The sequence below is a fragment of the Streptomyces sp. NBC_00038 genome, from assembly GCF_026343635.1.
In the GTDB taxonomy this organism is placed as follows: domain Bacteria; phylum Actinomycetota; class Actinomycetes; order Streptomycetales; family Streptomycetaceae; genus Streptomyces.
The window spans coordinates 9,573,562-9,596,421 of sequence record NZ_JAPELQ010000001.1 but is presented as its reverse complement, the minus strand read 5'-3'; the positions used below and the strand labels follow the sequence as shown (position 1 = coordinate 9,596,421).

At 69.7% G+C, this 22,860-nt stretch carries 30 protein-coding genes; all 30 read left to right on the top strand.

Features of this window, described 5'->3' with window-relative positions; all coding sequences use genetic code 11:
• The first annotated feature begins 15 nt into the window (after nucleotides 1-15).
• The 30 genes from OG219_RS42875 (at nucleotide 16) to OG219_RS42730 (ending at nucleotide 22,780) form a co-directional block, all read left to right on the top strand.
• Nucleotides 16-477 (top strand): hypothetical protein, encoded by a 462-nt coding sequence (locus OG219_RS42875; protein WP_266835915.1) that lies wholly within the window; start codon nucleotides 16-18, stop codon nucleotides 475-477.
• Nucleotides 478-494: 17 nt separating this feature from the next.
• Nucleotides 495-902 (top strand): hypothetical protein, encoded by a 408-nt coding sequence (locus OG219_RS42870; RefSeq protein ID WP_266835914.1) that lies wholly within the window; start codon nucleotides 495-497, stop codon nucleotides 900-902.
• A gap of 6 nt (nucleotides 903-908) precedes the next feature.
• On the top strand, nucleotides 909-1,175 hold the full coding sequence (locus OG219_RS42865; RefSeq protein ID WP_266835913.1) for a hypothetical protein: 267 nt from the start codon (nucleotides 909-911) through the stop codon (nucleotides 1,173-1,175).
• Nucleotides 1,168-1,347, top strand: coding sequence for a hypothetical protein (locus tag OG219_RS42860; RefSeq protein WP_266835912.1), 180 nt, complete (start codon nucleotides 1,168-1,170; stop codon nucleotides 1,345-1,347). The genes OG219_RS42865 and OG219_RS42860 overlap by 8 nt, the downstream gene beginning before the upstream one ends.
• Nucleotides 1,348-1,677: 330 nt before the next feature.
• A complete protein-coding gene (locus OG219_RS42855; RefSeq protein WP_266835911.1) occupies nucleotides 1,678-1,956 on the top strand; it encodes a hypothetical protein in 279 nt (92 codons plus the stop codon).
• Between the two features lie 268 nt (nucleotides 1,957-2,224).
• Complete coding sequence (locus OG219_RS42850; protein ID WP_266835910.1) at nucleotides 2,225-2,470, top strand: hypothetical protein; 246 nt, start codon at nucleotides 2,225-2,227, stop codon at nucleotides 2,468-2,470.
• Nucleotides 2,467-2,769 carry an HNH endonuclease gene (locus tag OG219_RS42845; RefSeq protein ID WP_266835909.1) on the top strand — a complete coding sequence of 101 codons (303 nt, stop codon included), beginning with the start codon at nucleotides 2,467-2,469 and terminating at the stop codon, nucleotides 2,767-2,769. Before OG219_RS42850 ends, OG219_RS42845 begins: the two co-directional genes overlap by 4 nt.
• Before the next feature lie 134 nt (nucleotides 2,770-2,903).
• Nucleotides 2,904-3,098: a hypothetical protein gene (locus OG219_RS42840; RefSeq protein ID WP_266835908.1), complete on the top strand. Its 195-nt coding sequence runs from the start codon at nucleotides 2,904-2,906 to the stop codon at nucleotides 3,096-3,098.
• A gap of 158 nt (nucleotides 3,099-3,256) precedes the next feature.
• Entirely contained in the window at nucleotides 3,257-3,457 is a 201-nt protein-coding gene (locus tag OG219_RS42835; RefSeq protein WP_266835907.1) for a hypothetical protein, read from the top strand.
• A gap of 112 nt (nucleotides 3,458-3,569) precedes the next feature.
• Nucleotides 3,570-4,157 carry a bifunctional DNA primase/polymerase gene (locus tag OG219_RS42830; protein WP_266835906.1) on the top strand — a complete coding sequence of 196 codons (588 nt, stop codon included), beginning with the start codon at nucleotides 3,570-3,572 and terminating at the stop codon, nucleotides 4,155-4,157.
• A 48-nt stretch (nucleotides 4,158-4,205) separates the two neighbouring features.
• Nucleotides 4,206-4,694 (top strand): hypothetical protein, encoded by a 489-nt coding sequence (locus tag OG219_RS42825; protein ID WP_266835905.1) that lies wholly within the window; start codon nucleotides 4,206-4,208, stop codon nucleotides 4,692-4,694.
• A gap of 81 nt (nucleotides 4,695-4,775) precedes the next feature.
• Entirely contained in the window at nucleotides 4,776-6,371 is a 1,596-nt protein-coding gene (locus OG219_RS42820) for a terminase (protein ID WP_266835904.1), read from the top strand.
• A 15-nt stretch (nucleotides 6,372-6,386) separates the two neighbouring features.
• Nucleotides 6,387-7,817 carry a phage portal protein gene (locus OG219_RS42815; RefSeq protein WP_266835903.1) on the top strand — a complete coding sequence of 477 codons (1,431 nt, stop codon included), beginning with the start codon at nucleotides 6,387-6,389 and terminating at the stop codon, nucleotides 7,815-7,817.
• A complete protein-coding gene (locus OG219_RS42810; protein WP_266835902.1) occupies nucleotides 7,810-8,613 on the top strand; it encodes a hypothetical protein in 804 nt (267 codons plus the stop codon). Before OG219_RS42815 ends, OG219_RS42810 begins: the two co-directional genes overlap by 8 nt.
• 58 nt (nucleotides 8,614-8,671) lie before the next feature.
• Entirely contained in the window at nucleotides 8,672-9,427 is a 756-nt protein-coding gene (locus OG219_RS42805; RefSeq protein WP_266835901.1) for a hypothetical protein, read from the top strand.
• A 19-nt stretch (nucleotides 9,428-9,446) separates the two neighbouring features.
• Entirely contained in the window at nucleotides 9,447-9,839 is a 393-nt protein-coding gene (locus tag OG219_RS42800; RefSeq protein ID WP_266835900.1) for a head decoration protein, read from the top strand.
• A gap of 16 nt (nucleotides 9,840-9,855) precedes the next feature.
• Nucleotides 9,856-10,908, top strand: coding sequence for a major capsid protein (locus OG219_RS42795; RefSeq protein WP_266835899.1), 1,053 nt, complete (start codon nucleotides 9,856-9,858; stop codon nucleotides 10,906-10,908).
• Nucleotides 10,905-11,222, top strand: a complete 318-nt coding sequence (locus OG219_RS42790; RefSeq protein WP_266835898.1) for a hypothetical protein — start codon at nucleotides 10,905-10,907, stop codon at nucleotides 11,220-11,222. Before OG219_RS42795 ends, OG219_RS42790 begins: the two co-directional genes overlap by 4 nt.
• Nucleotides 11,223-11,226: 4 nt before the next feature.
• Nucleotides 11,227-11,673, top strand: a complete 447-nt coding sequence (locus tag OG219_RS42785) for a hypothetical protein (RefSeq protein WP_266835897.1) — start codon at nucleotides 11,227-11,229, stop codon at nucleotides 11,671-11,673.
• Nucleotides 11,670-12,023: a hypothetical protein gene (locus OG219_RS42780; RefSeq protein ID WP_266835896.1), complete on the top strand. Its 354-nt coding sequence runs from the start codon at nucleotides 11,670-11,672 to the stop codon at nucleotides 12,021-12,023. Before OG219_RS42785 ends, OG219_RS42780 begins: the two co-directional genes overlap by 4 nt.
• A gap of 6 nt (nucleotides 12,024-12,029) precedes the next feature.
• A complete protein-coding gene (locus OG219_RS42775) occupies nucleotides 12,030-12,308 on the top strand; it encodes a hypothetical protein (RefSeq protein ID WP_266835895.1) in 279 nt (92 codons plus the stop codon).
• On the top strand, nucleotides 12,308-12,715 hold the full coding sequence (locus OG219_RS42770) for a hypothetical protein (RefSeq protein WP_266835894.1): 408 nt from the start codon (nucleotides 12,308-12,310) through the stop codon (nucleotides 12,713-12,715). Before OG219_RS42775 ends, OG219_RS42770 begins: the two co-directional genes overlap by 1 nt.
• Before the next feature lie 75 nt (nucleotides 12,716-12,790).
• Nucleotides 12,791-13,423: a phage tail protein gene (locus tag OG219_RS42765; RefSeq protein ID WP_266835893.1), complete on the top strand. Its 633-nt coding sequence runs from the start codon at nucleotides 12,791-12,793 to the stop codon at nucleotides 13,421-13,423.
• 104 nt (nucleotides 13,424-13,527) lie between these two features.
• A complete protein-coding gene (locus tag OG219_RS42760; protein WP_266835892.1) occupies nucleotides 13,528-13,866 on the top strand; it encodes a hypothetical protein in 339 nt (112 codons plus the stop codon).
• 170 nt (nucleotides 13,867-14,036) lie between these two features.
• Complete coding sequence (locus OG219_RS42755) at nucleotides 14,037-14,318, top strand: hypothetical protein (RefSeq protein WP_266835891.1); 282 nt, start codon at nucleotides 14,037-14,039, stop codon at nucleotides 14,316-14,318.
• Nucleotides 14,319-14,321: 3 nt separating this feature from the next.
• Complete coding sequence (locus OG219_RS42750) at nucleotides 14,322-17,855, top strand: phage tail tape measure protein (protein ID WP_266835890.1); 3,534 nt, start codon at nucleotides 14,322-14,324, stop codon at nucleotides 17,853-17,855.
• Nucleotides 17,856-18,836: a phage tail protein gene (locus OG219_RS42745; RefSeq protein ID WP_266835889.1), complete on the top strand. Its 981-nt coding sequence runs from the start codon at nucleotides 17,856-17,858 to the stop codon at nucleotides 18,834-18,836.
• Between the two features lie 60 nt (nucleotides 18,837-18,896).
• Complete coding sequence (locus tag OG219_RS42740) at nucleotides 18,897-20,018, top strand: siphovirus ReqiPepy6 Gp37-like family protein (RefSeq protein ID WP_323183337.1); 1,122 nt, start codon at nucleotides 18,897-18,899, stop codon at nucleotides 20,016-20,018.
• 12 nt (nucleotides 20,019-20,030) lie between these two features.
• Nucleotides 20,031-20,975, top strand: a complete 945-nt coding sequence (locus tag OG219_RS42735) for a hypothetical protein (protein WP_266835887.1) — start codon at nucleotides 20,031-20,033, stop codon at nucleotides 20,973-20,975.
• A gap of 2 nt (nucleotides 20,976-20,977) precedes the next feature.
• The gene (locus tag OG219_RS42730; protein ID WP_266835886.1) at nucleotides 20,978-22,780 is read left to right on the top strand and encodes a right-handed parallel beta-helix repeat-containing protein; all 1,803 of its coding nucleotides are present in this window, start codon (nucleotides 20,978-20,980) and stop codon (nucleotides 22,778-22,780) included.
• Nucleotides 22,781-22,860 lie beyond the last annotated feature (80 nt).

Below are 22,860 nucleotides of genomic sequence, written 5' to 3'. Positions count from 1 at the left end.
GCAAGGACGCCTGCCATGCAGCCCGAGCCGTACACACGCCCCGCCGCCCCGCCCGCCCGCATCGCCCGCGTGACCGAGGTCGTTCCCGCGGGCGAGCAGCAGCTCGCGCCCGCCCCGCCGCCCGGCATGCGCGTGATCGGGTACGTGCTGATCGACGGCATGATGCACCCGCAGTACGGGCCCCGGTACGAGCCGGCCGCGCCCGTTGCGCCGCCCGCGCCGTCCGGGCTCGACCCGCAGGCACAACGCACCGCCGCGCGCGGCGTGTTCGCGGTTGGGGTAGGCGCCGGCTCGTACTTCGGCATGCTCGGGCTGCAGATACTCGTCGACAGCCTCGTGCGGCTGCTCGCCGCCGCGGCAGTCGTGGGCGTCGTGTGGGTCGCGGCCGGCGGCCGACGCCGCGGCGGGTCGACGTACGTTACGAACAACCGCGGTTTCCTGGCAGGCTGGAAGTCGCAGAACGGCCCGCGCCGATGAACACCGGAGGAAACGCCTTGACCGAGCACACCGCCGACCAGGACGACCAGGAACCGCGCGTACGGCGCCCGTTCGGCTACCGGCCGCGCCTCGTGCCCAACGGCAAGGGGCGGGCGCTCGGCGAGCTGCTCACGATGTACGCCGACGGCGAGGTCGACCTCGAAGAGATCGCCCGGATCATGAATTCAGCCGACGCCGCCGCCCCCACTGCGAAAGATCTCACCCTCAACGTGCTCGACACGCTGCGCACCGACGGTGACCTCGACGCCGAGACGTACGACCGGCTGCGCGGCGCCGTCGAGCGGGCAGGCGCCGAGCAGCACGACGAGGCCGGCACGTACGTCATGAGCACCCGCGACCGGACAGACGAGCCGGTCGTCGAGGGCGGGTTCGTCGACGACTTCACCTCGCCCAAGGCAGACTGACCCGCCATGCCCCAACTGACGCCCGAGGACGCCGCCGACCGGCTCGGCATCGCCGACGAGAACGTCGAGGTGTTCGTGCGCCTCGTCGACGCGCTGCGTACGCCCGAGGCGCGCGACGCCGAGGTCGACCGGCTGCGCGCCGAGCTCGCCGCCGTCGACGAGGCGCTCGTGCAGGCCGGGATCACGTACCCGCTCGGCGCCCGCGGCGTGCGCGACCTCGGCGGCGCGCTGCGCATGGCTCGGGAAGACGAGGAAGGGGCGGACGATGCCTAAGAAGATCGAGCACGTGCCCGCGGGCAAGTTCATGACCCTCGACGAGATTGCACAGTTCGTCGCTGACGCATTCGCCGCCGGCGCGAACGGCGCCGACGTCCCCACGGGCCGGCTGTCGTTCGGCGGGAAGCTGCAGCAGCTCGTCGTCACCGTGGCAGACACCGACCAGTAGTACGCCCCGCCTCGCTACGCCCCGTTCGGCACCTCGCCGGGCGGGGCGTTTCGCTGTCTCCGCATGGTTTTTCACTGAGAATCGCGAGCATTTTCAACGGAAAACGCATGGAAAACGCTCGCGAATCCCTCGCGATTATTTCGCGTTCCCGCAGGTCAACGCGTTGTGTCCCTGGGGGACTCCATCGGGACTCGCGCGCGCGCGTTCCCCTCCCCTCCCATATATGGGGGGGGTGGCCGTAGAGAGAGCACCTACCGGTAGTAGGCAGCGCGCACGCGAGCGCTCTCTCTCCACACCCCCGATGTCACAGGGGAGAGGCATCATGGCGCCATGACCGCCGTACACAAGATCACCAGCCTTGACGACACATGGCACCCCGGCGACATCGTGCTCGACGCCGCCGGCAATCTTCGGGTGCGCTCCGAGCATCCCCGGTGGGTGTGGGACTACCCGAACGAGGGCGGCACGCGAGACGCGCTCGGCCGGCTCGCCGTCCCCGAGGGCGGGCTCGAAGAGCACGACGTACGGCGCCCGTTGACGCTGCTCGTACGCGACGGGCAGGCAGTCGCCGGACGCGTGATCGAAGAGCCCGAGCACCCCGCGACTTGACTGTCGGCGATCACGTGTCGCATTCTTGGCCGCAAGTCCGCCATGCCCGGACACACAAACTCCCCGAACGCCCCGCCCCTCCGCGGGGCGTTCGCCATTTCCCCCCCAATGCCGGTCGGGCACCCCACCCTCGACCGGTACGGCGCCGCCTCGACACCCCCAGAGAGGCGGCGCCGCCCCCACTCGCGCGGGGCGGGATCACTACGGACCATGGCGGGTTTGCTGACCGCCCCGCGCGTGCCACCCCCCGTCGAGAGGACCTCGCCCCATGCGCGTACGCCTCACCGACGGGCAGCACGAGGTCGAGATCAGAGCGAAGGGGTACAGCCGACGCCGGCTCGACGACGCCGAGAACGCGGCGCTGCGCATGCTCGACGCGCTGCGCAGCGAGCAGCCGACCGAGCGAGGCACGACGTTCGGGTTCGCCCCCGACGCCGCCCTCGACAGCAGCACCGAACGAGCCGAGCCGTACGACGACGGCCGCGACCAGGACGACGAGGACGACGACGCATGAGCGGCGGTTGGGCAGGCAGCAACCGGCGGCACGAGCTGCCGGCCGACTGGTACACCGTCATACGCCCGGCCGTGCTGCAGCGCGACGAGTACCGGTGCCGCAACCGCATCGAAGGGCGCGTGTGCGGACGCCACGCGAATCAGGTCGACCACATCGGCGACAAGCACGATCACCGGATCGAGATGCTGCAGGCGATGTGCGCCGACTGTCACGCGGTCAAGAGCAGCAGACAGGGTAACGACGCACGGTGGGCCGAGCGCATGCGACGCCCCCCGGAGAGACACCCCGGTCTGATCTGACCCCCGGCAGCAACTGCACCCCCCGCCCCTAAATCGGTACCCCCCGCCCCGAGTTGCACCCCCCTGACCTGCACGTATGCGCAGCCGCGTACATCGCTGCAGGTCAGAGCAGTGCACACCGAGGCGAGCCCGACATGCTGCTCGATCAGCACGTGCACCACACGATCGAGGCACGAGAGACATGCACAAAGCTGCAGGTCAAAGGCTCGCAACTCGCCGACGAGGCGCACGATTTGAGGACCGAGGACACAAGTACCGGACCGTCGGGCAAATCGAGCAGCCTGCACGACGATCGCAACGCTCTGACCTGCACGTTTATGCATCGTTGAGCCGCACGTGCAGGCACGACGAGCACGTACGACGAGGCATGCGCGGCGTATCCGCCTGCACCTCTCTGACCTGCACGTTTACGAGCACATGCACATATGTGCAGGTCAGGGGCTTGCAACTGTCGTGTGTGCGCTGCGATTTGAGGACCGACCCGGAAGTGCGCAGCCATGGACGCGAGCCGCTGTATGGCGATCTCGCGGCCGATCTCGCCCCCTGGGGGGTGACTCCCCTCCCCGCCCCGTCTGGGGCTCGGGAGGTGCTGTGGCTGTCCGTCTGTACGGGTCTGGGGAAAACGGCCGCGCTGCGGGGCGCGGGCGGCTCGCTGGCGGGCGAGCAGGAGGTCGGCCGGCTGATTTGATGGCGCGCGGTTGAGGGGCCGCAGATCGCCTCTCAGCCGGCCGCACTTCCGATACGAACCTGATACATGCAGGTCAGAGCGCTAAAAGCGTACGCGGCTGTATCATGGACACATGACGACGAGCCGCGACTGCGAGCACTGCGAGGGACCGATGCCGATCACGGCTCGGTCGCACGCGCGGTTCTGTCGGCCGGCGTGCCGCGCGGCCGCGCACCGAGCAGCGCGCACGATCCCGGCCGAGCTGACCAGCCGGCCGCGATGGATCCGGCGCACCTCGCGGAAGGTTCCCGTCGCCGTCGACGGCTCGGTCGCGAGCAGCACCGACCCGGCAACGTGGTCGCGGTACCGGAACGCCGCGGCGAGCGACGCCGGCGCCGGGCTCGGGTTCGTCCTCGACGGCGACGGGATCGTTTGCCTCGACCTCGATCACTGCCTCGACGACGAGGGCGCCGTCGCGGGTTGGGCGCAGGGCGTGCTCGACGCCGCCGGCGACACATGGGTCGAGGTGTCGGCGAGCGGCGACGGGCTGCACGTTTGGGGGCACGGCCGGCTGCCGGGCGCGGGGCGCCGACTGCAGCTCGGCGAGGGCTCGGTCGAGGTGTACGCGACCGGCCGGTACATCGCGGTCACGGGGCGGACGTTCGGCGGCACGCCGCAGCGCCTCGGCGACCTGCAGCACGTAATCGACTCGCTGCTGTAGCGCCCGACACGGGTGTGCGGCGGCGCACCCGACACGGGAGGTACAGCCATGGCAGGCAACGGGCCGGCGCCGAAGGATCCGAACCGCAGGCAGCGCCGGAACAAGGAAGCGGTACCGCAGACCGTACTCAGGTGGGAGCGCGCCGAGGCGCCCGAGCTGCCCGACTTCCGGATCGAGCAAGACGGCGACCTCGTCGAGTTCGTGTGGCCCGAGCGCACCCGTGAGTGGTGGCAGTCATGGATCGACTCGCCGCAGGCCGAGCACTTCGGCTCGGCTGACTGGCAGTACCTGCTCGACACCGCGCTGATTCACGCCCGGCACTGGAAGGGCGACAAGACTGCGGCGGCCGAACTGCGGCTGCGAGTCTCCGAGTTCGGATCGACGCCGTCGTCGCGGGCGCGGCTGCGCATGGTGTTCGCCGAGGCGGACGACGCCGACCAGGGGCGCGGCAGCTCGGGCGTGCCGTCGGCGCGTGAGCGGTACGGCAACCTGCGCTCGATCAACGGCGGGCGGACCGAGCCGGGCAAGAGCACGTAGCAGGGGGGCGTCATGCCGTGGCGCGGCCCGGAGTACGAGGGCGAGCGGCCGACGCTCGGGTACTACGTCCTCGACTGGATGATGCAGAACCTCGCGCAGCCCGGCCGCGACGTCGACGACCCCGCCCCGTTCCTGCCGACCGCCGAGCAGGCCGAGTTCTTGCTGCAGTTCTACGAGGTAGACCCGGTTACCGGCCGGCGGGTGATTCACCGCGGGCTGCTGTCGCGGCCGCGCGGTTGGGGGAAGTCACCGTTCGTCGGGGCGATCGCGCTCGCCGAGGCCTGCGCCGATGTGGTCGGCGCCGGGTTCGACGCGTACGGCGAGCCGATCGGCCGGCCGTGGCACTCGATCCGTACGCCGCTCGTGCGTATCGCCGCCGTGACCGAGGCGCAGACCGACAACACGTGGCTGCCGTTGCTGGAGATGGCGCGCGGCGGGTCGGTCGCCGCCGACTACGGGCTCGAATGCCTCGACACCGTGATCTATCTGCCACGCGGCGAGATCTCCCCGATCACGTCGAGCGCGACGTCGACGAAGGGTGACCCCGCCTGTTTCGCGTCGCTCGACCAGACCGAGACATGGACCGCTTCGAACGGCGGCGTACGCCTCGCGAAGGTGATGCGCCTCAACGCCGCCAAACTCGGCGGGTCGCTGATCGAGACGCCGAACGCGTACACGCCCGGCGAGGAATCCGTCGCCGAGACATCGGCGGCCGCCTATCAGGCGATCATCGACGGGCGGTCGCGGGCGCGCGGCATCCTCGTCGACCACCGTGAGGCGCCGCCCGAGACCGATCTGACCGACGAGCAGTCCCTCGTCGACGGGCTGCGGTACGCGTACGGCGACAGCAGCGATCACCCCGACGGGTGCGTGCTGCACGACCCGCCGTGCGAGCCGGGTTGGTCGCCGATCGAGCGGCTCGTGTCTGAGTTCTGGGACACGTCGAACGAGCCGCAGGATCTGCGGGGCGACCTGTTGAATCAGGTCACGCACGCGGCCGACGCGTGGCTGTCCGAGCCCGAGGTGCGGGCGACGTCCGACCTCAACCGCGCCGTGCAGCCCGGCGATCGCATCGTGATCGGGTTCGACGGCTCGCGGAAGCGCAACCGCAAGGTGACCGACGCGACCGCGCTGATCGGCTGCCGGCTGTCCGACGGGCACCTGTTCACGCTCGGCGTGTGGGAGCAGCCCGAGGGTAAGGCCGGCGAGGGTTGGCAGGTGCCGGTCGTCGAGGTCCTCGCCGCGGTGCACGAGGCGTTCGCGACATACGACGTCGTCGGCATGTACGCCGACCCCGCCAAGTGGGAAAGCCACGTCGCCGATTGGGAAGCTGCGTACGGGCCGCGCCTGCAGGTGCAGGCGACCCGGAATCACCCGATCGAGTGGTGGATGACGGGCGGCCGCAGCGTGCTGATCGTGCGGGCGCTGGAGAAGTTCCACACAGCGTTGACCGAGGGCGAGCTGACGCACGATGCCTCGTCGGCGATCGTGCGGCATCTGTGCAACGCGCGCCGCCGGCCCGGTCGTTCGGGCATGCAGATCGCTAAGGCGCACCCCGACAGCCCGAAGAAGATCGACGCCGCGGTCGCCGCCGTGCTCGCGTGGCAGTGCCGCCTCGACGCGATCGCGAAGGGTGTCGCGGCCGAAGAAGAAGAGATGTTCGGCGGCACGTTCTGACAGAGAGGGGGCGACATGCTCGACGAGACGCCCGAGCTCGACAATCCCGATTTCATGCTGCTGCGCCTCGGGCGTCGGCTGCGCAAGCGGCAGGGTGTGCTCGAAGGGTGGTGGATGTACTACCGAGGCCGCCCGCCCCTGCCCGAGCTGCCGAAGAACGCCGAGGCCGCGTTCCTCGACTTCCAGCGCAAGGCGCGCACGAACTTCTGCGGACTGATCGCGAACGCCTCGGTTCACCGGCTGCTCGCGCTCGGCGTGACCGGACCGGACGGCACGCCGGACGACAACGCGTCGCGCTGGTGGCAGGCGAACCGCCTCGACTCGCGGCAGAAACTCGTATGGCGATGCGGCATGGCGCAGTCGGTCGGGTACATGCTCGTCGGGCCGCACCCGACCCGCACCGAGGACAGCGGCCGGCCGAGCCCGCTGATCACGCCCGAGCACCCGAGCGAGTGCATCGTCGAGCATCACCCCGAGACCGGCGAGCCGTACGTCGGGCTCAAGGCGTTCACGAACGACATTGACGGGTACGGCTACGCGCGCGTCATGTACGACGACCGCTCGTTCCCGTACCGCACGAAGGAACCATGCGGTCACCGGCTGCCGTGGGGGCCGGACTCGTGGGAGTACGTCGGCGACCAGGACGACGGCGAGCCGCACGACCTCGGCGGGCTGCCGCTCGTCGAGTTCGCCCGCATGCCCGATCTCGGCGAGCACCCCGAGCCCGAGTTCGCGTGCGTCATGGACACCCAAGACCGTGTGAACCTCGGAGTGTTGAACCGCATGGCGGCGAGCCGGTACTCGGGATTCCGGCAGAAGTGGGTGCGCGGGCACAAGTTCGCGCGCAAGGTGGACCAGGCAACCGGTATCAAGGTCGTCGAGCAGCCGTTCACGCCCGGACCCAACACGGTGTGGGTATCCGAGGGTGAGAACGCACAGTTCGGGCAGCTCGACGCGACCGATCTGACGGGTTTCCTCAAAGAGCACGAGTCCGACGTGCGCGACATGCTGATCTTGTCGCAGACACCCGCGTACTACTACGCGAGCGACCTGATCAATATCAGCGCCGACACGGTCGCCGCCCTCGACCTCATGCACGTCGCGAAGTGCCGCGAGCACATCGCGTCGTTCGGCGAGGGACTCGAAGAGGTGATGAGCCTCGCCGCGGCGCAGGCCGGCGTGACCGACGACTACACCGAAGCAACGGTGCGGTGGGCCGACCCGCAGTACCTGAGTCCGGCCGTGATGGCGGACGCCGCGACCAAGCTGAAGAGCATCGGCTATCCGCTCGACGTCATCGCCGAGCAGCTCGGCGAGACGCCGCAACAGGTACGCCGCATCACGGCGGGCGCCGCCTCGCAGGCACTGCTCGCCGCCTCGCTGCTGCCGGCGAACCCGGCGCCGACGGCGGGCAACCTGCCCGACGAGGGGGCAACCGGTGGGTGAGGCGCTGCAGGCGGCGCTCACCGAGCGGTACGACGCACTGTCGACGTCGCTGCGCGACCGCGTGATCTCGTTCGTGCTCGCCGCGTTCGACAGTCTCGGCAACTACCGCGACAGCGACGCAGCGACGTTCCTCGAACGCGTGCTGCCGACCGTGCTCGCCACACAGCAACGCATGGGGCAGATCACCGACGCGTACCTCTCGGCGATGATCTCCGACATGCTCGGCACCGCGACGGCGGCGGCGGGCGTCGAGCTGCCCGAGGCGCTGCGCGGCGTCGAGCCGGCCGAGGTGTATCACCGCCCGTTCGTCACCGCGTACACCGCGCTCAGCCAAGGGAAGTCGTACGCGGAGGCGCTCAGCGAGGCGCGCACGCGGCTGCTGTCGATCACCGAGACCGACATGCAGCTCGCCCGCACGCACGCCGCGCGACAGTCGATGGAGCGGGGCGGCGTGAAGTTCTTCCGGCGAGCGCTGCGCGGGCCGGGCAACTGCGCGCTGTGCACGATCGCCTCGACGCAGCGGTACCGGGTCCAGAACCTGATGCCGATTCATCCGGGCTGCAACTGCAAGCCCGAGCCGATCATCGGCAACAAGGATCCGGGACAGGTGATCGACGAGGCGCTGCTGCGCGAGGCGCACGCCGCCGTCGCGAAGGAAGTCGGCGCCTCGGACGCCGGCGGCCGCGCCCCTGACTATCGCGAGGTGATCATCACTCGCGAACACGGCGAGTACGGGCCGCTGCTCGCGGTTCGTCGACACGAGTTCACCGGACCGGACGACGTTCCGAGCCCGTGATTCCCGCGCCGACACGGCGCACCCCACGCTCACCCAACCCGACACGGGAGACACCACCATGCGCACGCGCACTCTGCCCAACCTGCCCGGTATCGAGTCGGCGGCCGGCTGGTCGCACCCGTACCCGTCCGGCCCGTTCTCGCCGTACTGGTACGCCGACGGCGGCGACGGAGACGGCGGAGACGGAGACGGCGACGGCGACCAGGACGGCGACGGCGACGGGTCCGGCAAGGGCGACCAGGACGGCGACGGCGACGGGTCCGACAAGGGCGACGGCGACGGTACCGACTGGAAGACCGAGGCCGAGAAGTGGAAGACGCAGGCGCGTAAGCACGAGGGCCGCGCGAAGGAGAACGCGAACGCCGCGAAGGAACTCGCGAAGATCAAGCGCGACGGCATGCCCGAGCAAGAGCGCGCGGTCGCCGAGGCGGTCGCAAAGGCGCTCGCCGAGGCCAACGCGAAGAACGGCGCGAAGCTCGCGCGGCAGGCGTTCCTCGCCGCCGCGAAGGGACTCATCCCGAACCCCGGCGACGTCGCCGACGACGTGAACCTGCAGAGGTACGTCAACGACGACGGCGAGGTCGACGAGGAAGGGCTCGCCGAGCTCGTAAAGCGGCTCGCGCCGAAGCAGTCCGACAAGGACGAGAACGACGAGGACGACGACCGCGAGGGCGGGCGCGACACGCGCCGGCGCCGCCGCGGCGGCGGATTCGACCAGGGCACCCGCCGAGGCAAGAGCGGCGGTAAGGGCGGCGTCGAGGCAGGCGCCGAGCTGTACCGCAAGTACCTCGGCGCGGGCGCCGACAAGAGCTGACAACACGGAGGAATCGACCATGATTCTGGCTCAGACGACTGAGTCGTTCGGGTCCGATGATCAGTCGTGGCTCGGGTCCGCGCATGGCACGGACGCGACCGAGACGATCTCGCTCGACACGAGCCTGTTCACCGCAGGCACCCACTACCCCGACGGGTATTTCAAGTCGGGCATTCCGCTCGGCGCCATCACGGCGACGCCGGGCAAGTTCGGCCCGTACGACAACGCCGCGGCCGACGGCCGGCAGACCCTCGTCGGGTTCCTGTACGCCGCCGTCAAGGCACCGACCGTCAACACGATCGACCCGTCGGCGGCGATGCTCACGCACGGCAAGGTGCGCGAGTCGCGCCTGCCCGTCGCTGTCGACGCCGCCGGTAAGACCGACGTCGCCGGCTCGATCCGGTTCGTCTGAGAGGGGATGATCTGAGATGAGCTGGACTCTCGACACCGAGTTCATTGAGCCGACCGAACTCACCGGACTGATCCGGGCGGCGCTCGCCGACCTGCAGGTGAACCGCTTCACGCTGTCACGGTGGCTGCCGAACGTGTCCGTCGACGACATCGCGTACGAGTTCACCAAGGGCGGCGGCGGGCTCGCCGAGACCGCCTCGTTCCGCTCGTGGGACGCCGAGTCGAAGATCGGCCGCCGCGAGGGGATCGCGAAGGTCATGGGCGAACTGCCCCCGATCTCCGAAAAGATCCCGCTGAACGAGTACGACCGGCTGCGGCTGCGGAAGCTGGACACGAACGACGAGCGCGTGCTCGCGCTGCTCGCGCGGGATGCGCAGCGGATCGCCCGCAACATCGGCGCGCGGTTTGAGGTCGTGCGCGGGCAGGTGCTCGTCAACGCGCAGGCACCGATCACCGAGCTGCAGCAGACCGTCGACTTCGGCCGGCTCGGCGCGCACTCGGTCGTCGCCGCCGTGCTGTGGAGCGATCACACGAACGCGGCGCCGCTCACCGACCTGCGGTCGTGGGTGAACACCTACGAGGACACGAACGGCGAGACGCCGGCCGTGATCCTGGCACCGGTCGGCGTCGTGACGCACTTCGGCATGTGTCAGCAGGTGATCAGGCAGGTCTACCCGCTCGCTCCGGCCGGCACGGCGCCGATGCTGAACACGGATCAGGTGAACTCGGTTCTGCGTTCGCTCGATCTGCCGACGTTCGAGGTGTACGACGCGCGGGTCAAGGTCGACGGCGTGTCGACCCGGATCACTCCGGCGAACGCGATCGCGCTGCTGCCCGCGGCCGGCGCAACGACCGCGGCGCAGCCGACCGACCTCGGCGCGACGCTGCTCGGCACGACCGCCGAGGCGCTCGAATCCGAGTACAGCCTCGTCGCGAGCGAGCAGCCCGGCGTCGTCGCGGCGACGTACAAGTCGAAGGATCCGATCCGGCTGTGGACGCACGCCGCGGCGGTCGGTCTGCCGATCCTGCGCGAGCCGAACCTCACGTTCAAGGCGCAGGTGATCGCATGACCCGGCGACTGATCGCGTATGTGCACGTCGACGGCGTCGCGTACGGACCCGACAGCAAGGTACCGGCGGGCGTCGCGAAGAAGATCGGCGATCACGCATGGACCGACGGCGACGAGCCGGCCGTCGACGAGCAGTCGACCGGCGGCGGGCAGTCGACCGGCGACGAGGCGCCGCCCCGTTCGGGCCGCGGCTCGGGCGTCGACGCGTGGCGGGCGTTCGCCGAGCAGCACGAGCTCGACGTCGCCGCCGACGCGAGCCGCGAGGACATCATCGCGGCCGCCGAGTCGGCCGAGCTGATCGAGCGAGAGGAGTAGGGCGGTGGCGGCGTACGCAACGGTCGAGGACTACGAGGCGCGCGCCGCCGTCACCCTCGCCGAGGGCAGCCCGAAGCGGGCGCAGGTCGCGGCGTACCTCGACGACGCGACCGCGCTTATGCAGCGGCACATACCGACGGGCTACACGCCCGACGAGTCGACGCTGCGCGCGGTGTGCGTCGCGGTCGTCCGTAGGGTCATGGCCAATCCGGGCGGCCGCCGGCAGCGCACGATCGGGCAGTACAGCGAGACGCTCGGCGAGGACGGCGGTCTATACCTCACCGAGGACGAAAAGGCGCAGCTGCAGCCCGAGGACACGACCGACCCGGACGCCGACGCCGCGTACTCGATCGGCGTCGCCGACGAGGGGCTGCCAGGGTGGCGGCGGGATCCGTACCCGTACAGCCACTGCGACCCGACGCCCGGACTATGGGCGGAAGGTGTGTGGTGATCCCCGACGATCTGCTGCTGCACCTCGTCGACGTCGAGCACCCCGGTACGACGACCGACCGGTACGACAACCCGGTCGCCGACTGGTCGACGTCGACGCACGCCGCCGTCGACGCATGGCTGCAGCAGAACACCGGAGCCGAGGACACCGACCAGCGCGACGCGCAGATCGGCGAATGGCTCATGATCTGCAACCCATGGACGACCGCCGGCGACCCGCTCACGGTGTACGGCAACGATCGCGTGCACTGGTCCGGACTCGACTTCGAGGTGATCGGCCCGCCCGGTCCCGCGTACACGCCCGACGGGCTGCACCACTACGAGATCAGGCTCAAGACAGTCGAGGGGTGATCGGCCGTGGCAGGTTCGAGGTTCGTCCCCAACCGGCAGAACATCGCCGGGTTCTTGCGCACCCCGGAAGTGCGGGCGCTGATCGAGCGCAAGCTGCGGGCCGTCGAGGCGGCCGCGAGCAGCGCCGCACGCGCCGAGGGGGCGGGCGGACTGTTCCGGGTCGACGTCGAGACCGGCGAGCATCGCGTACGCGGCGCCGTGATCGGCGACTATTCGACCAGCGACCCCGAGGTGTCGCGGCGGGCGCTGCTGCGCGCCCTCGACGCCGCGCGAGGGGCCGACTGATGGCGGCGCCGGTCGAGTTCCCCGACGCCGTCGACGTCGTACGCGGATACCTGCGCGAGGCGCTGCTCGCGCGCGGGCTCGACGTACCGGTGCGTACTCGCGTGCCGGATCCGCGGCCGGCGCAGTTGGTGCGGATCGAGCGGGTCGGCGGCAGCCGGCTCGACCGGATCACGGACCGGCCGCGCCTCAACTTCGAGTGCTGGGGGCCCGACGAGGGCGCCGTCGCCGACCTCGTCAAGGTCGTGCGGGCGCTCGTGTTCGCGATCCCCGGATGGCGCGGCGCCGTGGCGTACGACGTCGTCGACGTCGGCGGGCCGAACACCGCGCCCGACCCGGTCTCCGGGCAGGAACGCAGCTCGTTCGCCGTCGAGGTGTCACTGCGCGGCAAGGCGCTCGCCGCCCCCTGATCGGCTCACCCGCCACCAGACATCGCACCCCCGGACCGCTCGGCGGCCGGGGGTTTCCCATGGAGGAACCCGAGCATGAGCACACCCCTTGAGACCGGTCTGCACAACGAGTACATCCGCAAGCAGCTCGTGCAGGCCGTGTTCGCCGCGGACTACGCGACCGCGGCAGTCACGGCACCGTTCAGCGCGATCGACGGCACACTGTCGGCGATCCCCGCCGGGTACGTGCCGGTCGGCTACACCACCGACGACGGCATCACTTTCACGTCCGATCTGTCGATGTCCGATGTCACCTCGTCGCAGTCGGTCGAGCCGACCCGATCCGACGTCGAGTCGGACGTGTTGAGCGCGCAGTTCGCGCCGCAGGAGACGAACGCTGCGACCGTCGCCCTGTTCGAGGGCATCGCGCTGTCGGGCACGGGCGCGCTGCCCGCGATCGGTACCGCGTGGCAGTGGGACCGGCCGTCGACCCCGGTCAACCCCTTCCGCAGGCTGCTGTTCATCGGGCTCGACTACGGCGACGACGGCGGAGAGATCTACGTCGTCAAGTTCTTCCCGCGCGCCCGGCTCACCTCGAAGGACGACGAGCAGTGGGCGCGCAGCTCGGAGACACAGCGGCCGGTCACGTTCAACGCCTACCGCGACTCGGTGCTCAACACCTCGTGCCGCAACTGGGTCGACGGTCCGGGTTGGCGCACCCTCGCGTAGCGCCGCCCCCCTGATCGGGCGAGGGGCGGCGGTTCTGGGTGAGCCCCGACCGCCCCTCGCCCTCACATGCTCACCCGCAGCTCACCCAAGAAAGGCACACGATCATGAGCAAGCCCGGCAAGGCGCGGTACCGGCTGGAGACCGTCAAGCGGTCGTACGTCGACGCGGTCGGCGGCGAGCGCGTCGAGTTCGAGGTCGGTCCCGAGGATGACCCGCAGGTGTTCAGCTTCCCGCACCCGATCTTCACGCCCGACGACATGCAGAGCGACCTCAACGACGCGCAGGGCAAGGGCGACGAGGCCGGCGCGCGCATTCTGCTCGGCGACCAGTACCCCGAGTTCATCGCCGCGGGCGGCGACCCGACCTCGGTCATGCTGCTGTACGTCGGCGTCCGTAACGAGGCGCAAGACACGGTGCAGAAGGTGCGCCCTACGAGGGGGTAGGCGACGGCGACGACGTCGTCGACACCTACACGTACGACGCCCTCGACGTCCTCGGCGAGCATCCCGAGGCGGTCGAGGCGGACCTCGCGCACCACTACCCCGGTTACGGACCGGGCGGGCCGCTCGCCGCTTACTGGCGAGGCGAGATCTCACTTCGGCTGCTGCGCGTCATGGTCGAGCACCTGCCGCCGGACGGGGCGACCGCCCGCGCCGAGAACGGCCACGCGTGGCAGCAGGGCGACTACGCGGCCGCCGACAGCCGAGATCTGCTCTCGCTGCTGCTGACCGCGTTCGTCAACGCGAACCGCGACCCGAAGAAACCGGCGATGCCCTACCCCAAACCGTCGTGGCGGCCGGGCGATCCGGTGCCCGACGAGGCGAAGAACGACGCCGACAAGGCGCGGGCGAAAGCGGCGTACGAGCACATCGTCGCGCAGGTGAAAGGGAGTTGAGCGATGTCGGTCGAGGTCGGCGTCGGGTACGTGTCCGTCGTGCCCGAGGCACGCGGGTTCGGCCGGCTGCTCAATCAGCAGATCAGCGGCGAGTCGGCGCGGGTCGGCACGAGCGCCGGGCAGGATGCCGGCGACGGGTTCCTCGGCGGGCTCGGCGGGAAGTTGAAGGCGGGTGTCGCCGGCGTCGCGGTCGCAGGCGGCGCCCTGTTCGCTGCCGGGTTCGCCGAGGCGGTCGAGCAGGACAAGGCAACGGCCAAGCTCGGCGCATCGCTCGGGCTCAGTGAGAAGGACACGGCACGCGCCGGCAAGATCGCGGGTTCGATCTATGCCAAGGGGTACGGCGAGTCGATCGATCAGGTCGACGACTCGCTCAAGGCGCTGCAGCAGAACGGCGTCGCCGCACTCAGCGCCCCGAAGAAGGAACTCACCGGGCTGTCGTCGGCGGCGCTCAACTTGGCCGAGGTGTTCGACGCCGACGTCGGCGAGTCGACGAAGGCTGTCGGGCAGCTCATTCGTACGGGCCTGGTCAAGAACGGCAAAGAGGGTTTCGACCTGTTGACGGCAGGGTTCCAGTCGGGCGCCGACAAGGCGGGCGACTTGATCGACACGGTCAACGAGTACAGCACCCAATGGAGGAAAGCCGGTCTCGACGGCGCGACCGCGATCGGTCTGATCAATCAGGGTCTGCAGGCGGGCGCCCGCGACGGCGACGTCGTCGCGGACTCGATCAAAGAGTTCACGATCCGTGCCGTCGACGGCAGCAAGACGACCGCCGACGGGTGGAAGGCGCTCGGGCTCAACGCCGACGACATGGCGGCGAAGTTCGCCAAGGGTGGCAAGGCGGCGAACGGTGTACTCGCGCTCACCCTCGACCGGCTGCGCGGCATCAAAGACCCGGTCAAGCAGTCGCAGGCCGCGGTCGCCCTGTTCGGTACGCAGGCCGAGGACCTCGGGCAGGCGCTGTACTCGCTCGACCCGACGACCGCAGCGAAGGGGATCGGCAAGGTCGGCGGTGCGGCCGGCAAGATGGGCAAGACGCTGCACAACACTGCCTCGAATGACATCGAGGTGTTCAAGCGGCAGGCGCTGCAGGGGCTCGCGAATTTCGCGAGCAAGTACGCGTTGCCTGCGCTGCGCGACTTCGGCTCGTTCCTGACCACGTACGTACTGCCGCCCGCGCAGACCGTCGGCGGCGCGCTGCTCGACTACCTCGTGCCCGCGGTGCGGGGTGTCGGCGACGCGCTCGCCGGCGGTGTGCAGTGGGTGAAGGACTACGGGGCGTGGCTGCTGCCGCTCGGCGTCGCGATCGGCGGTATCGCCGTCGTGGCGGGCGCCTCGGCTATCGGCACGTGGGCGATGACTGCAGCGTTCACGGTGTACCGCGGCGTGATCCTCGCGACGACCGCCGTCACCCGCGGGTGGGCGATCGCGCAGGGCGTGCTCAACGCCGTGATGAGCGCGAACCCGATCGGTTTGATCATCGTCGGGATTCTCGCCCTCGGCACGGCGCTCGTCGTCGCGTACAAGAAGAGCGAGACGTTCCGGGCGATCGTGCAAGGCGCGTGGGCCGGCATCCAAGCGGCCGCGATGACCGCGTGGAACGGGTTCATCAAGCCTGCGTTGTCGGGCATTTGGACGGCGATTCAGGCGGTCGGCACGGCCGCTACGTGGCTGTGGTCGAGCGTGCTGTCGCCTGTGTTCTCGGCGATCGCCCTCGCCGCGAAGGTGCTGTTTACGGTCGTCGCGGTGCTCGTGATCGCCCCGATCGTGATCGCGTTCAGGACACTCGGCGCGGTCGGCTCGTGGCTGTGGACAAACGCCCTGCAGCCGGCGTTCAGCGCGATCGGCGCGGGCGCAACGTGGCTGTGGAACAACGCGATCGGGCCGGCGTTCCGCGGGATCGGCGCGCTGATCTCGCTTTGGTGGACCGGCGTAAAGGTGATCTTCGGGTACTTCAAGGCCGGCGTGCAGGCGCTCGGCGCCGTCGGCATGTGGCTGTGGCACAACGCCCTGCAGCCGGCGTTCCAAGGGATCGTGACCGTCGTCGGCTGGTTCTGGGGCGGCGTGAAGGTCACGTTCGGGTACGTCAAGGCCGGCATACAGGCGCTCGGCGCGGCCGGCTCGTGGCTGTGGCACAACGCCCTGCAGCCGGCGTTCACCGGGATCAGTTCGGCCGCCTCGGTGCTGTGGTCGAAGGGGCTGAAGCCTGCGTTCGACGCTGCGAAGACCGGCGTAAAGCTCGTCGGCGACGCGTTCGGTACCGCGAAAGACGCGATCGGCACGGCGTTCGGCAAGATCCAGGACATCACGAAAAAGCCTGTGAACTTCGTGATCGATTCGGTGTACTCGCATGGGATTAAAGCCGTTTGGGATAAGGTGGCCGGTTTTGTCGGGCTCGGCAAGCTGCCGGCCGCGCCGAAGCTGCTCGCCGACGGCGGCCGCACGCACGGCGGCGTGCCCGGTAAGGACTCGATCCCGGCGCTCATGATGGCCGACGAGTTCGTCGTCAAGCGGTCGTCCGCCCGGAAGCTCGGGTTCGGCACGCTCAACTACATCAACCAGTACGGCGAGTTGCCCGTACAGCGGTTCGCCGGCGGCGGCATCGTCGGCGACGTCGCGGGGTGGATCGGCGACAAGGCGAGCAAGATCGGCGGCGCCGTGATGGATGGCGTCGACTTCCTCGCCAACCCCGGCAAGCTGTGGGACAAGGCGACCAAGTTCATCCGCGACAAGATCGCGCAGATCGGACAGAACAGGTTCGCACAGATGATCGGGAAGGTTCCGATCAAGATGCTGTCGAGCCTGAAAGACAAGGTCGTCAACTCCGCGACGAGCATGTTCGGCGGCTCGTCGGGCGACATCGGCGGGTCGGGCGTCAAGCGCTGGTCGTCGGTCGTGCTGCAGGCGCTCAAGTTGGTCGGGCAGCCGGCGAGTCTGCTGCCGACCGTGTTGCGCAGGATGAACCAAGAGTCGGGCGGGAACCCTCGCGCGATCAACAATTGGGACATCAACGCCCGCAACGGCACGCCCTCGAAGGGCCTGATGCAGGTCATCGACCCGACGTTCAACGCGTACGCCGGCAAGCTGCGCGGCCGCGGCGTGTGGGATCCGCTCGCCAACATCTACGCGAGCATGCGGTACGCGATGTCGAGGTACGGCTCGCTCGCCTCGGCGTACAACCGCGCGGGCGGGTACGCGAACGGCGGCCGGCCCCGGCCGGGCGAGGTCGCGTGGGTGGGCGAGAACGGGCCCGAGCTGCTGCAGTTCGGCGGCGGGCAGACCGTGCTCGACAGCGACTCGTCGATCTCCGCAGTCGGCGCCGCAGTGGTGCGCGGCATGGCACGGAGCATGCCGCAGTCGGTACCGGCCGCCGCGGCGGTACGGGCTGCACTCGGCTCGGCGGGCGGGCAGCAGTCGGCGGCGCCGGCCGGCAACACGTACAACCTGTATCCGCGCACGCTCGACATGACCGTGCGCGACCTTGAGGTGCTGCAGCGCCGACAGGATGCTCTCGCTCGGGTGGGGAGGCCGCGTTAAATGCCGCTGATTACCGCGCCGGTCACCACCCCGCCCGACACCGGGGGAGGCACCCCGACACCGGTACCGTTCCCCGAGATCGGGTTCGCCGTCGCGAGCTACACCGACCCCACGGGCAAGGTGTGGCCGCTCACCGACGAGGCGGCGGGTTGGTTCACCCTGGCCGACGGAGTATCCGGGCTCGGCGCCGCACCGTACGCGCTCACCAGTGACGCGCACCCGCGGGGCGGCGCGCGGCTGCGGTACGTGCAGCCGCAGGCGCGGGCGATCGTGTGGCCGCTGTACGTGTACGGCGAGACGCACGACGAGTTCGTCGGCCGATGGCGGGCGCTCGCGACGGCGTTCACGCGGACGCTGCGCGAGAACCCCGACGGCACCCGCACGCCGGGCGTGCTGGAGATCGCCCGGCCGGACGGCACGCGCAGGCACGTGCGGGTGTTCTATCAGGAAGGGTTCGAGGGGCGCGGCACCAAAGGGTCGGGCATTGTGTCGGATGCCGCGGCGCTCACGCTGTGGTGTGAAGACCCGTATTGGTTCGACCCCGTCGACGTGTCGGTGCACCAGGAGACCGGCGCACTGTCGAGCTTCTTCACCCCTTACCCGACGGTCTCGTCGTCGCAGGTGCTCGGCGCGACAACGGTCAAGAACCCCGGCGACGTGACCGTATGGCCACAGTGGACCGTCACCGGTCCCGCGAGCCTGATCACGTTCACGCACGAGGGAACCGGCGAGTCGTTCACCGTCGACCCGACGGCGGTCGGGCACGGCAACTTGCTCGCCGGGCAACAGGTCACGATCACGACCGACCCGCCCTCGGTGCGCTATCAGGACGGCTCGAACTGGGTCGGCGCGCTCGACTGGCCGAGCGCCGTTCTGTGGGGACTCGCGCCCGGCGACAACCCCGTGACGTTCCAACTCGACGGATCCGGCCCCGGCAGCGCCGTCGATCTGACGTACAACCCGCGGTACGAGACCGCCTGATCGGAAGGGGGCGGCGGTCGGGTGGCCGTGCAACTGCTCATCACCGACAAGAACCTCGACGTGCAGGGCGACCCGCTCGACGGCTGGACGAACCTCGACGCGACGAAACGCTTCAACGAGCCCGGCTCGGGCACGGTCGACATACCGGCGCGGCCGGACGTCATGGCGCAACTGCAGCCCGGAAACCGGCTGATGATCATTCGCGACGGCGCGGTATGGATGGCTGGCCCGCTGGAGATCCCGAGCGATTTCTCGTGGTCGGTCACCGAAGAGCCGGGTTGGGGAAAGGTCACGGTCAGTTTCTCCGACGACCTCGCGGTCGTGGCGGGCTACATCACGTGGCCGAGCCCGGCGAACGCGTGGACGGCGCAGCTCGCCAACACGTACCGGCAGCTCACGAGCACGAACGCGGAAACCATCATCCGCACCCTCGTGAACGAGAACTGCGGACCGGGCGCCCGGTCCGAGCGCCGCATGCCGAATCTCGCGCTCGGCGCCGTGGCGGGCGTCGGCTCGGCGACGACCATGAAGACACGGTTCGAGCCGCTGCTCGACGTGTGCAGGCGGGTTGCGCAGAACGGCGGGGCGATCGGGTTCCGCACGCGGCAGACCGCCGGGCAGATCGTGCTCGACTGCTACGCGCCCGCCGATCTCACGGCGACCGCACGGTTCAGCATCGGGCTCGGCAACCTGCGCTCAGTGCAGGCCAAGCTATCGGCGCCGACGGTCACGCACGCTCTGGTCGCCGGAACCGAGCCGGACACCGGCACGTCGGGGCGCACGTACGTGCAAGTCGCCAACGCCGGCGCGGCGTCGTCATGGTGGCGGGTCGAGAAGTACATCGACGGCTCGGCCGCCAACGATACGAACGGCGAACTCACGCAGGGCGGGAACGAGGAACTCGCGAGCGGCGCCGCCCCGGTCGAACTCGCCACGGTCACCGTTGACACCGAGGACCTCAAGGCGGGCAGAGACTTCGATCTCGGCGACAGGGTGACTGTCGCGCTCCCGACCGGTGTCGAGGTCGCCGACCTCGTGCGCTCGATTCACCTGCAGGCGACGCCCGATTCCGGCGAGTACGTGTCGACGCTGATCGGCTCGCCCGAAGCCACTTCCGACCCCGAGATGGTCAAGGCCATACGCACGCTCGGCCGCCGACTCGGCCGGCTCGAAACGCGATAAGGAGGCGCCCGCGTGGCTCAAGATTCCTGGCCGAGTCCGGCACACAACGGCAGGGCGGTCACTGACACCGAGTACGAGAAGATCGCCGCGAGATTCAGTGGCGACGGCGTGTACGGCGACCCCGTGAGTAGTACGCCAGTGGTCACCGCGGGTATCGGATGGTCGGTCAACGTCAAGGCGAACGCCTACGCCTCGGTGCGCGGGCACGCTTGGTACTCCGGGTCATCCGTCGAGAACCTACCGATCACCGCGAACGTCTCGGGCTCGACTCGCGTCGACCGCGTTGTGCTGCGGCTCGACCGCGCCACATGGACCGTACGGGCCGCAGTCCGGCAAGGCACCCCCGGCGGCGGCGCCCCTGCTCTCGTGCAGGACACCGGCGACACCGGTCTGTACGAGGTCCCCCTCGCTCAGGTGACGATCCGCAATGCCGCATCGTCCGTGACAGTCAGCCGCGAAGAGCTGTACGTCGGCGTTCGCATCCGGCCGTGCACCTCGACGACCCGGAACCCGAACCCGACGCCGGGCGAGATGTGTTTCGAGACGAACACCGGACGCGTGCGGGTGTGGACCGGCGACACGTGGGCCGGACTGTTCGACGACTCGGGCGTGATCGGTATCAACTCCCCGCTGTCCGCGTGGACGATCGGCACCGAGAGCGTGCTGCAGAAGCGCAACGGCAACGTTCATCTACGCCTCGGATCCTTCCAGCGCGCCGCGGGCACTCTTCAAGGCGCCGACGAGTCGCGACTGCCCGTACTGATCCCGTCCGCCTACCGGCACCCCAACCGCGACCAGTACGCCATTTGCTACACAACGGGCCTGCAGGTGAGCCGCGCAGTCATCTACTCGGCCGGCTCGGATCGCCCCGGTCAGGTGTGGCTGACCAACCATCCCAGCATCGAAAAGGGTGAGAACGTGCTTCCCGGATCCGGCGTCAGTTGGGTGGTGGACTGATCATGGCTCGCCACGAGTTCGGCTCAGGAATCGGCGACTTCGTTGTGCGCCCGTCCGACGGGCTGTGGGGCGTCGCCTCGGGCGCGGTCGTCACCTTCTACGACCAGTCAAGCGGCGGCACGCAGTACACCGACCTACTTGACGCAGGCAGCGCCGCGATCACGTCCGTGACCGCCGACGAGTACGGGGCGCTGCCTCGATTCTTCGGGCCCGACAACGTCGAGGGCATGTGGGCCGACGCCGGCGGCAGTTCCCGCGCGTGGATCGAGGCGCACAACGTCGGCGACAGCGAGACGGCGGCCGGCTCCGTACGTGACTGGCTCAACGTCCTCGACTTCGGCGCGAAGGGTGACAACGTCACCGACGACACCGCGGCGATTCAGGCAGCGCTCGCCGCGGCGCCGATGGGCGGCATCGTGTACCTGCCGGCGGGCGCGTACCGCACGTCGGCGCCGCTCACGATCCCGCCGGCGGTCACCCTGCAGGGCACGCACACGAACCTCATGACCGTGCCCGGACTGACCGACCCGCCGTGCTACCTCAAACCGCTGCCGTCGTTCGTGGGCACCTCGGTGATCTCGCTCGTCGACGCCGCGACGGGCGGGTACTCGACGATCAGCGCCGAGCACCGGATCTTGAACGTGATGATCGACGGGTCGGGCGTGATAGCGCCGGGACTCGACGGCATCCGAGCCGCAGGCAACATTCAGAACGTGGGATTGAGGGACGTCACCGTTCGGCGGGTGAGCGGCGCCGGCGTGCACACCGAGTTCAACGCCGGGTTTCATCCGTACAGTTGGCGCTGTCACCGCGTCATGATCGACAACTGCGGGTGGCACGGGTTCGCCATGCAGGTGATGACCGACCTCACCCTGATCGACTGCCAGGCGATCGGCAACGGGGCGAACGGGTTCGAGATCGACAACGCGGCGAACTCGCACGCGATCGGCTGCCGCGCCGAGTGGAACGTCGGCAACGGCTATCACCTGACAGGCGATTGGGCGACCGGCACCGGCTCGGGCGGGATGCTGCTGTCGGGCTGCTCGACGGACCGCAACGGGCAAAACGGGGTGCTGATCGACGCGGTCGGTAACCCGCCGCTGCAGATCGAGAACCTGCTGACCCGGCGCGACGGCCGCAACAACGGCGCGGGCGGCGGCGGGTATGCCGGGCTCAAGGTCGACGGCGCCGAGGTACCCGTGATCGTCGGCATGATCACGTGTTACCCCGGCGTCGACGACGACGGCACACAGACACTCTCGCCGCAGTACGGGGTGCGCGTCGAGGATTCCGAGTACGTGTCGGTCGCGTCCGGGTTCCTGCACGCTGCTGCTGCAGGCTGGTCGGACGGCGGCGGGAACAACGTGCTCCGGCGCGGGCTCAACATCGCCGAGCGCACCGGCCCGACGGCGGCGCCCGTCGACGCGTTCGCCGGCCCGACCGACGTCGCCGGAAACCTCAACGTCGGCGGGTACCTCGCCGCATCGTCCGGGCAGTCCGGCGGCGTGTGGAACATCTGGGACGGCACCCCCAAGGCGCTGAACATCGGCTCGCCCGGCGGCGGCGTCGCGATCAAGGAAGGCGCCAACGCACGCATGGGCGTCGCCACCCTCGCCGCGGGCACGGTCACCGTGCCCAACACGTCGATCACGGCGAACACGCGCGTCGCCGTGATCCGGCAGACGCTCGGCGGTGCGCCCGGACACCTGTCCGTGACCAAGAATGCGGGCGTCGGGTTCACCGTCAACTCGAACAGCGGCACGGAAACCTCGACCGTGCTGTACGTCCTGTTCGAGCCCGCGTAGCAGCACGCCGACGCACCTCACGCTCGCCCCTCGCCGACCGGCCGGGGGCGTTTTTCATGCCCGACAGGAGGGGCTCACCC

What these genes read in the sequence shown, in the direction of transcription:
- OG219_RS42850 (WP_266835910.1), top strand. Translation starts at nt 2,225, where the DNA reads ATGCGCGTACGCCTCACCGACGGGCAGCACGAGGTCGAGATCAGAGCG.
- OG219_RS42815 (WP_266835903.1), top strand. Translation starts at nt 6,387, where the DNA reads ATGCTCGACGAGACGCCCGAGCTCGACAATCCCGATTTCATGCTGCTG.
- OG219_RS42830 (WP_266835906.1), top strand. Translation starts at nt 3,570, where the DNA reads ATGACGACGAGCCGCGACTGCGAGCACTGCGAGGGACCGATGCCGATC.
- OG219_RS42875 (WP_266835915.1), top strand. Translation starts at nt 16, where the DNA reads ATGCAGCCCGAGCCGTACACACGCCCCGCCGCCCCGCCCGCCCGCATC.
- OG219_RS42825 (WP_266835905.1), top strand. Translation starts at nt 4,206, where the DNA reads ATGGCAGGCAACGGGCCGGCGCCGAAGGATCCGAACCGCAGGCAGCGC.
- OG219_RS42730 (WP_266835886.1), top strand. Translation starts at nt 20,978, where the DNA reads ATGGCTCGCCACGAGTTCGGCTCAGGAATCGGCGACTTCGTTGTGCGC.
- OG219_RS42805 (WP_266835901.1), top strand. Translation starts at nt 8,672, where the DNA reads ATGCGCACGCGCACTCTGCCCAACCTGCCCGGTATCGAGTCGGCGGCC.
- OG219_RS42840 (WP_266835908.1), top strand. Translation starts at nt 2,904, where the DNA reads ATGCTGCTCGATCAGCACGTGCACCACACGATCGAGGCACGAGAGACA.
- OG219_RS42795 (WP_266835899.1), top strand. Translation starts at nt 9,856, where the DNA reads ATGAGCTGGACTCTCGACACCGAGTTCATTGAGCCGACCGAACTCACC.
- OG219_RS42765 (WP_266835893.1), top strand. Translation starts at nt 12,791, where the DNA reads ATGAGCACACCCCTTGAGACCGGTCTGCACAACGAGTACATCCGCAAG.
- OG219_RS42770 (WP_266835894.1), top strand. Translation starts at nt 12,308, where the DNA reads ATGGCGGCGCCGGTCGAGTTCCCCGACGCCGTCGACGTCGTACGCGGA.
- OG219_RS42865 (WP_266835913.1), top strand. Translation starts at nt 909, where the DNA reads ATGCCCCAACTGACGCCCGAGGACGCCGCCGACCGGCTCGGCATCGCC.
- OG219_RS42820 (WP_266835904.1), top strand. Translation starts at nt 4,776, where the DNA reads ATGCAGAACCTCGCGCAGCCCGGCCGCGACGTCGACGACCCCGCCCCG.
- OG219_RS42760 (WP_266835892.1), top strand. Translation starts at nt 13,528, where the DNA reads ATGAGCAAGCCCGGCAAGGCGCGGTACCGGCTGGAGACCGTCAAGCGG.
- OG219_RS42750 (WP_266835890.1), top strand. Translation starts at nt 14,322, where the DNA reads ATGTCGGTCGAGGTCGGCGTCGGGTACGTGTCCGTCGTGCCCGAGGCA.
- OG219_RS42845 (WP_266835909.1), top strand. Translation starts at nt 2,467, where the DNA reads ATGAGCGGCGGTTGGGCAGGCAGCAACCGGCGGCACGAGCTGCCGGCC.
- OG219_RS42755 (WP_266835891.1), top strand. Translation starts at nt 14,037, where the DNA reads ATGGTCGAGCACCTGCCGCCGGACGGGGCGACCGCCCGCGCCGAGAAC.
- OG219_RS42790 (WP_266835898.1), top strand. Translation starts at nt 10,905, where the DNA reads ATGACCCGGCGACTGATCGCGTATGTGCACGTCGACGGCGTCGCGTAC.
- OG219_RS42860 (WP_266835912.1), top strand. Translation starts at nt 1,168, where the DNA reads ATGCCTAAGAAGATCGAGCACGTGCCCGCGGGCAAGTTCATGACCCTC.
- OG219_RS42745 (WP_266835889.1), top strand. Translation starts at nt 17,856, where the DNA reads ATGCCGCTGATTACCGCGCCGGTCACCACCCCGCCCGACACCGGGGGA.
- OG219_RS42855 (WP_266835911.1), top strand. Translation starts at nt 1,678, where the DNA reads ATGACCGCCGTACACAAGATCACCAGCCTTGACGACACATGGCACCCC.
- OG219_RS42800 (WP_266835900.1), top strand. Translation starts at nt 9,447, where the DNA reads ATGATTCTGGCTCAGACGACTGAGTCGTTCGGGTCCGATGATCAGTCG.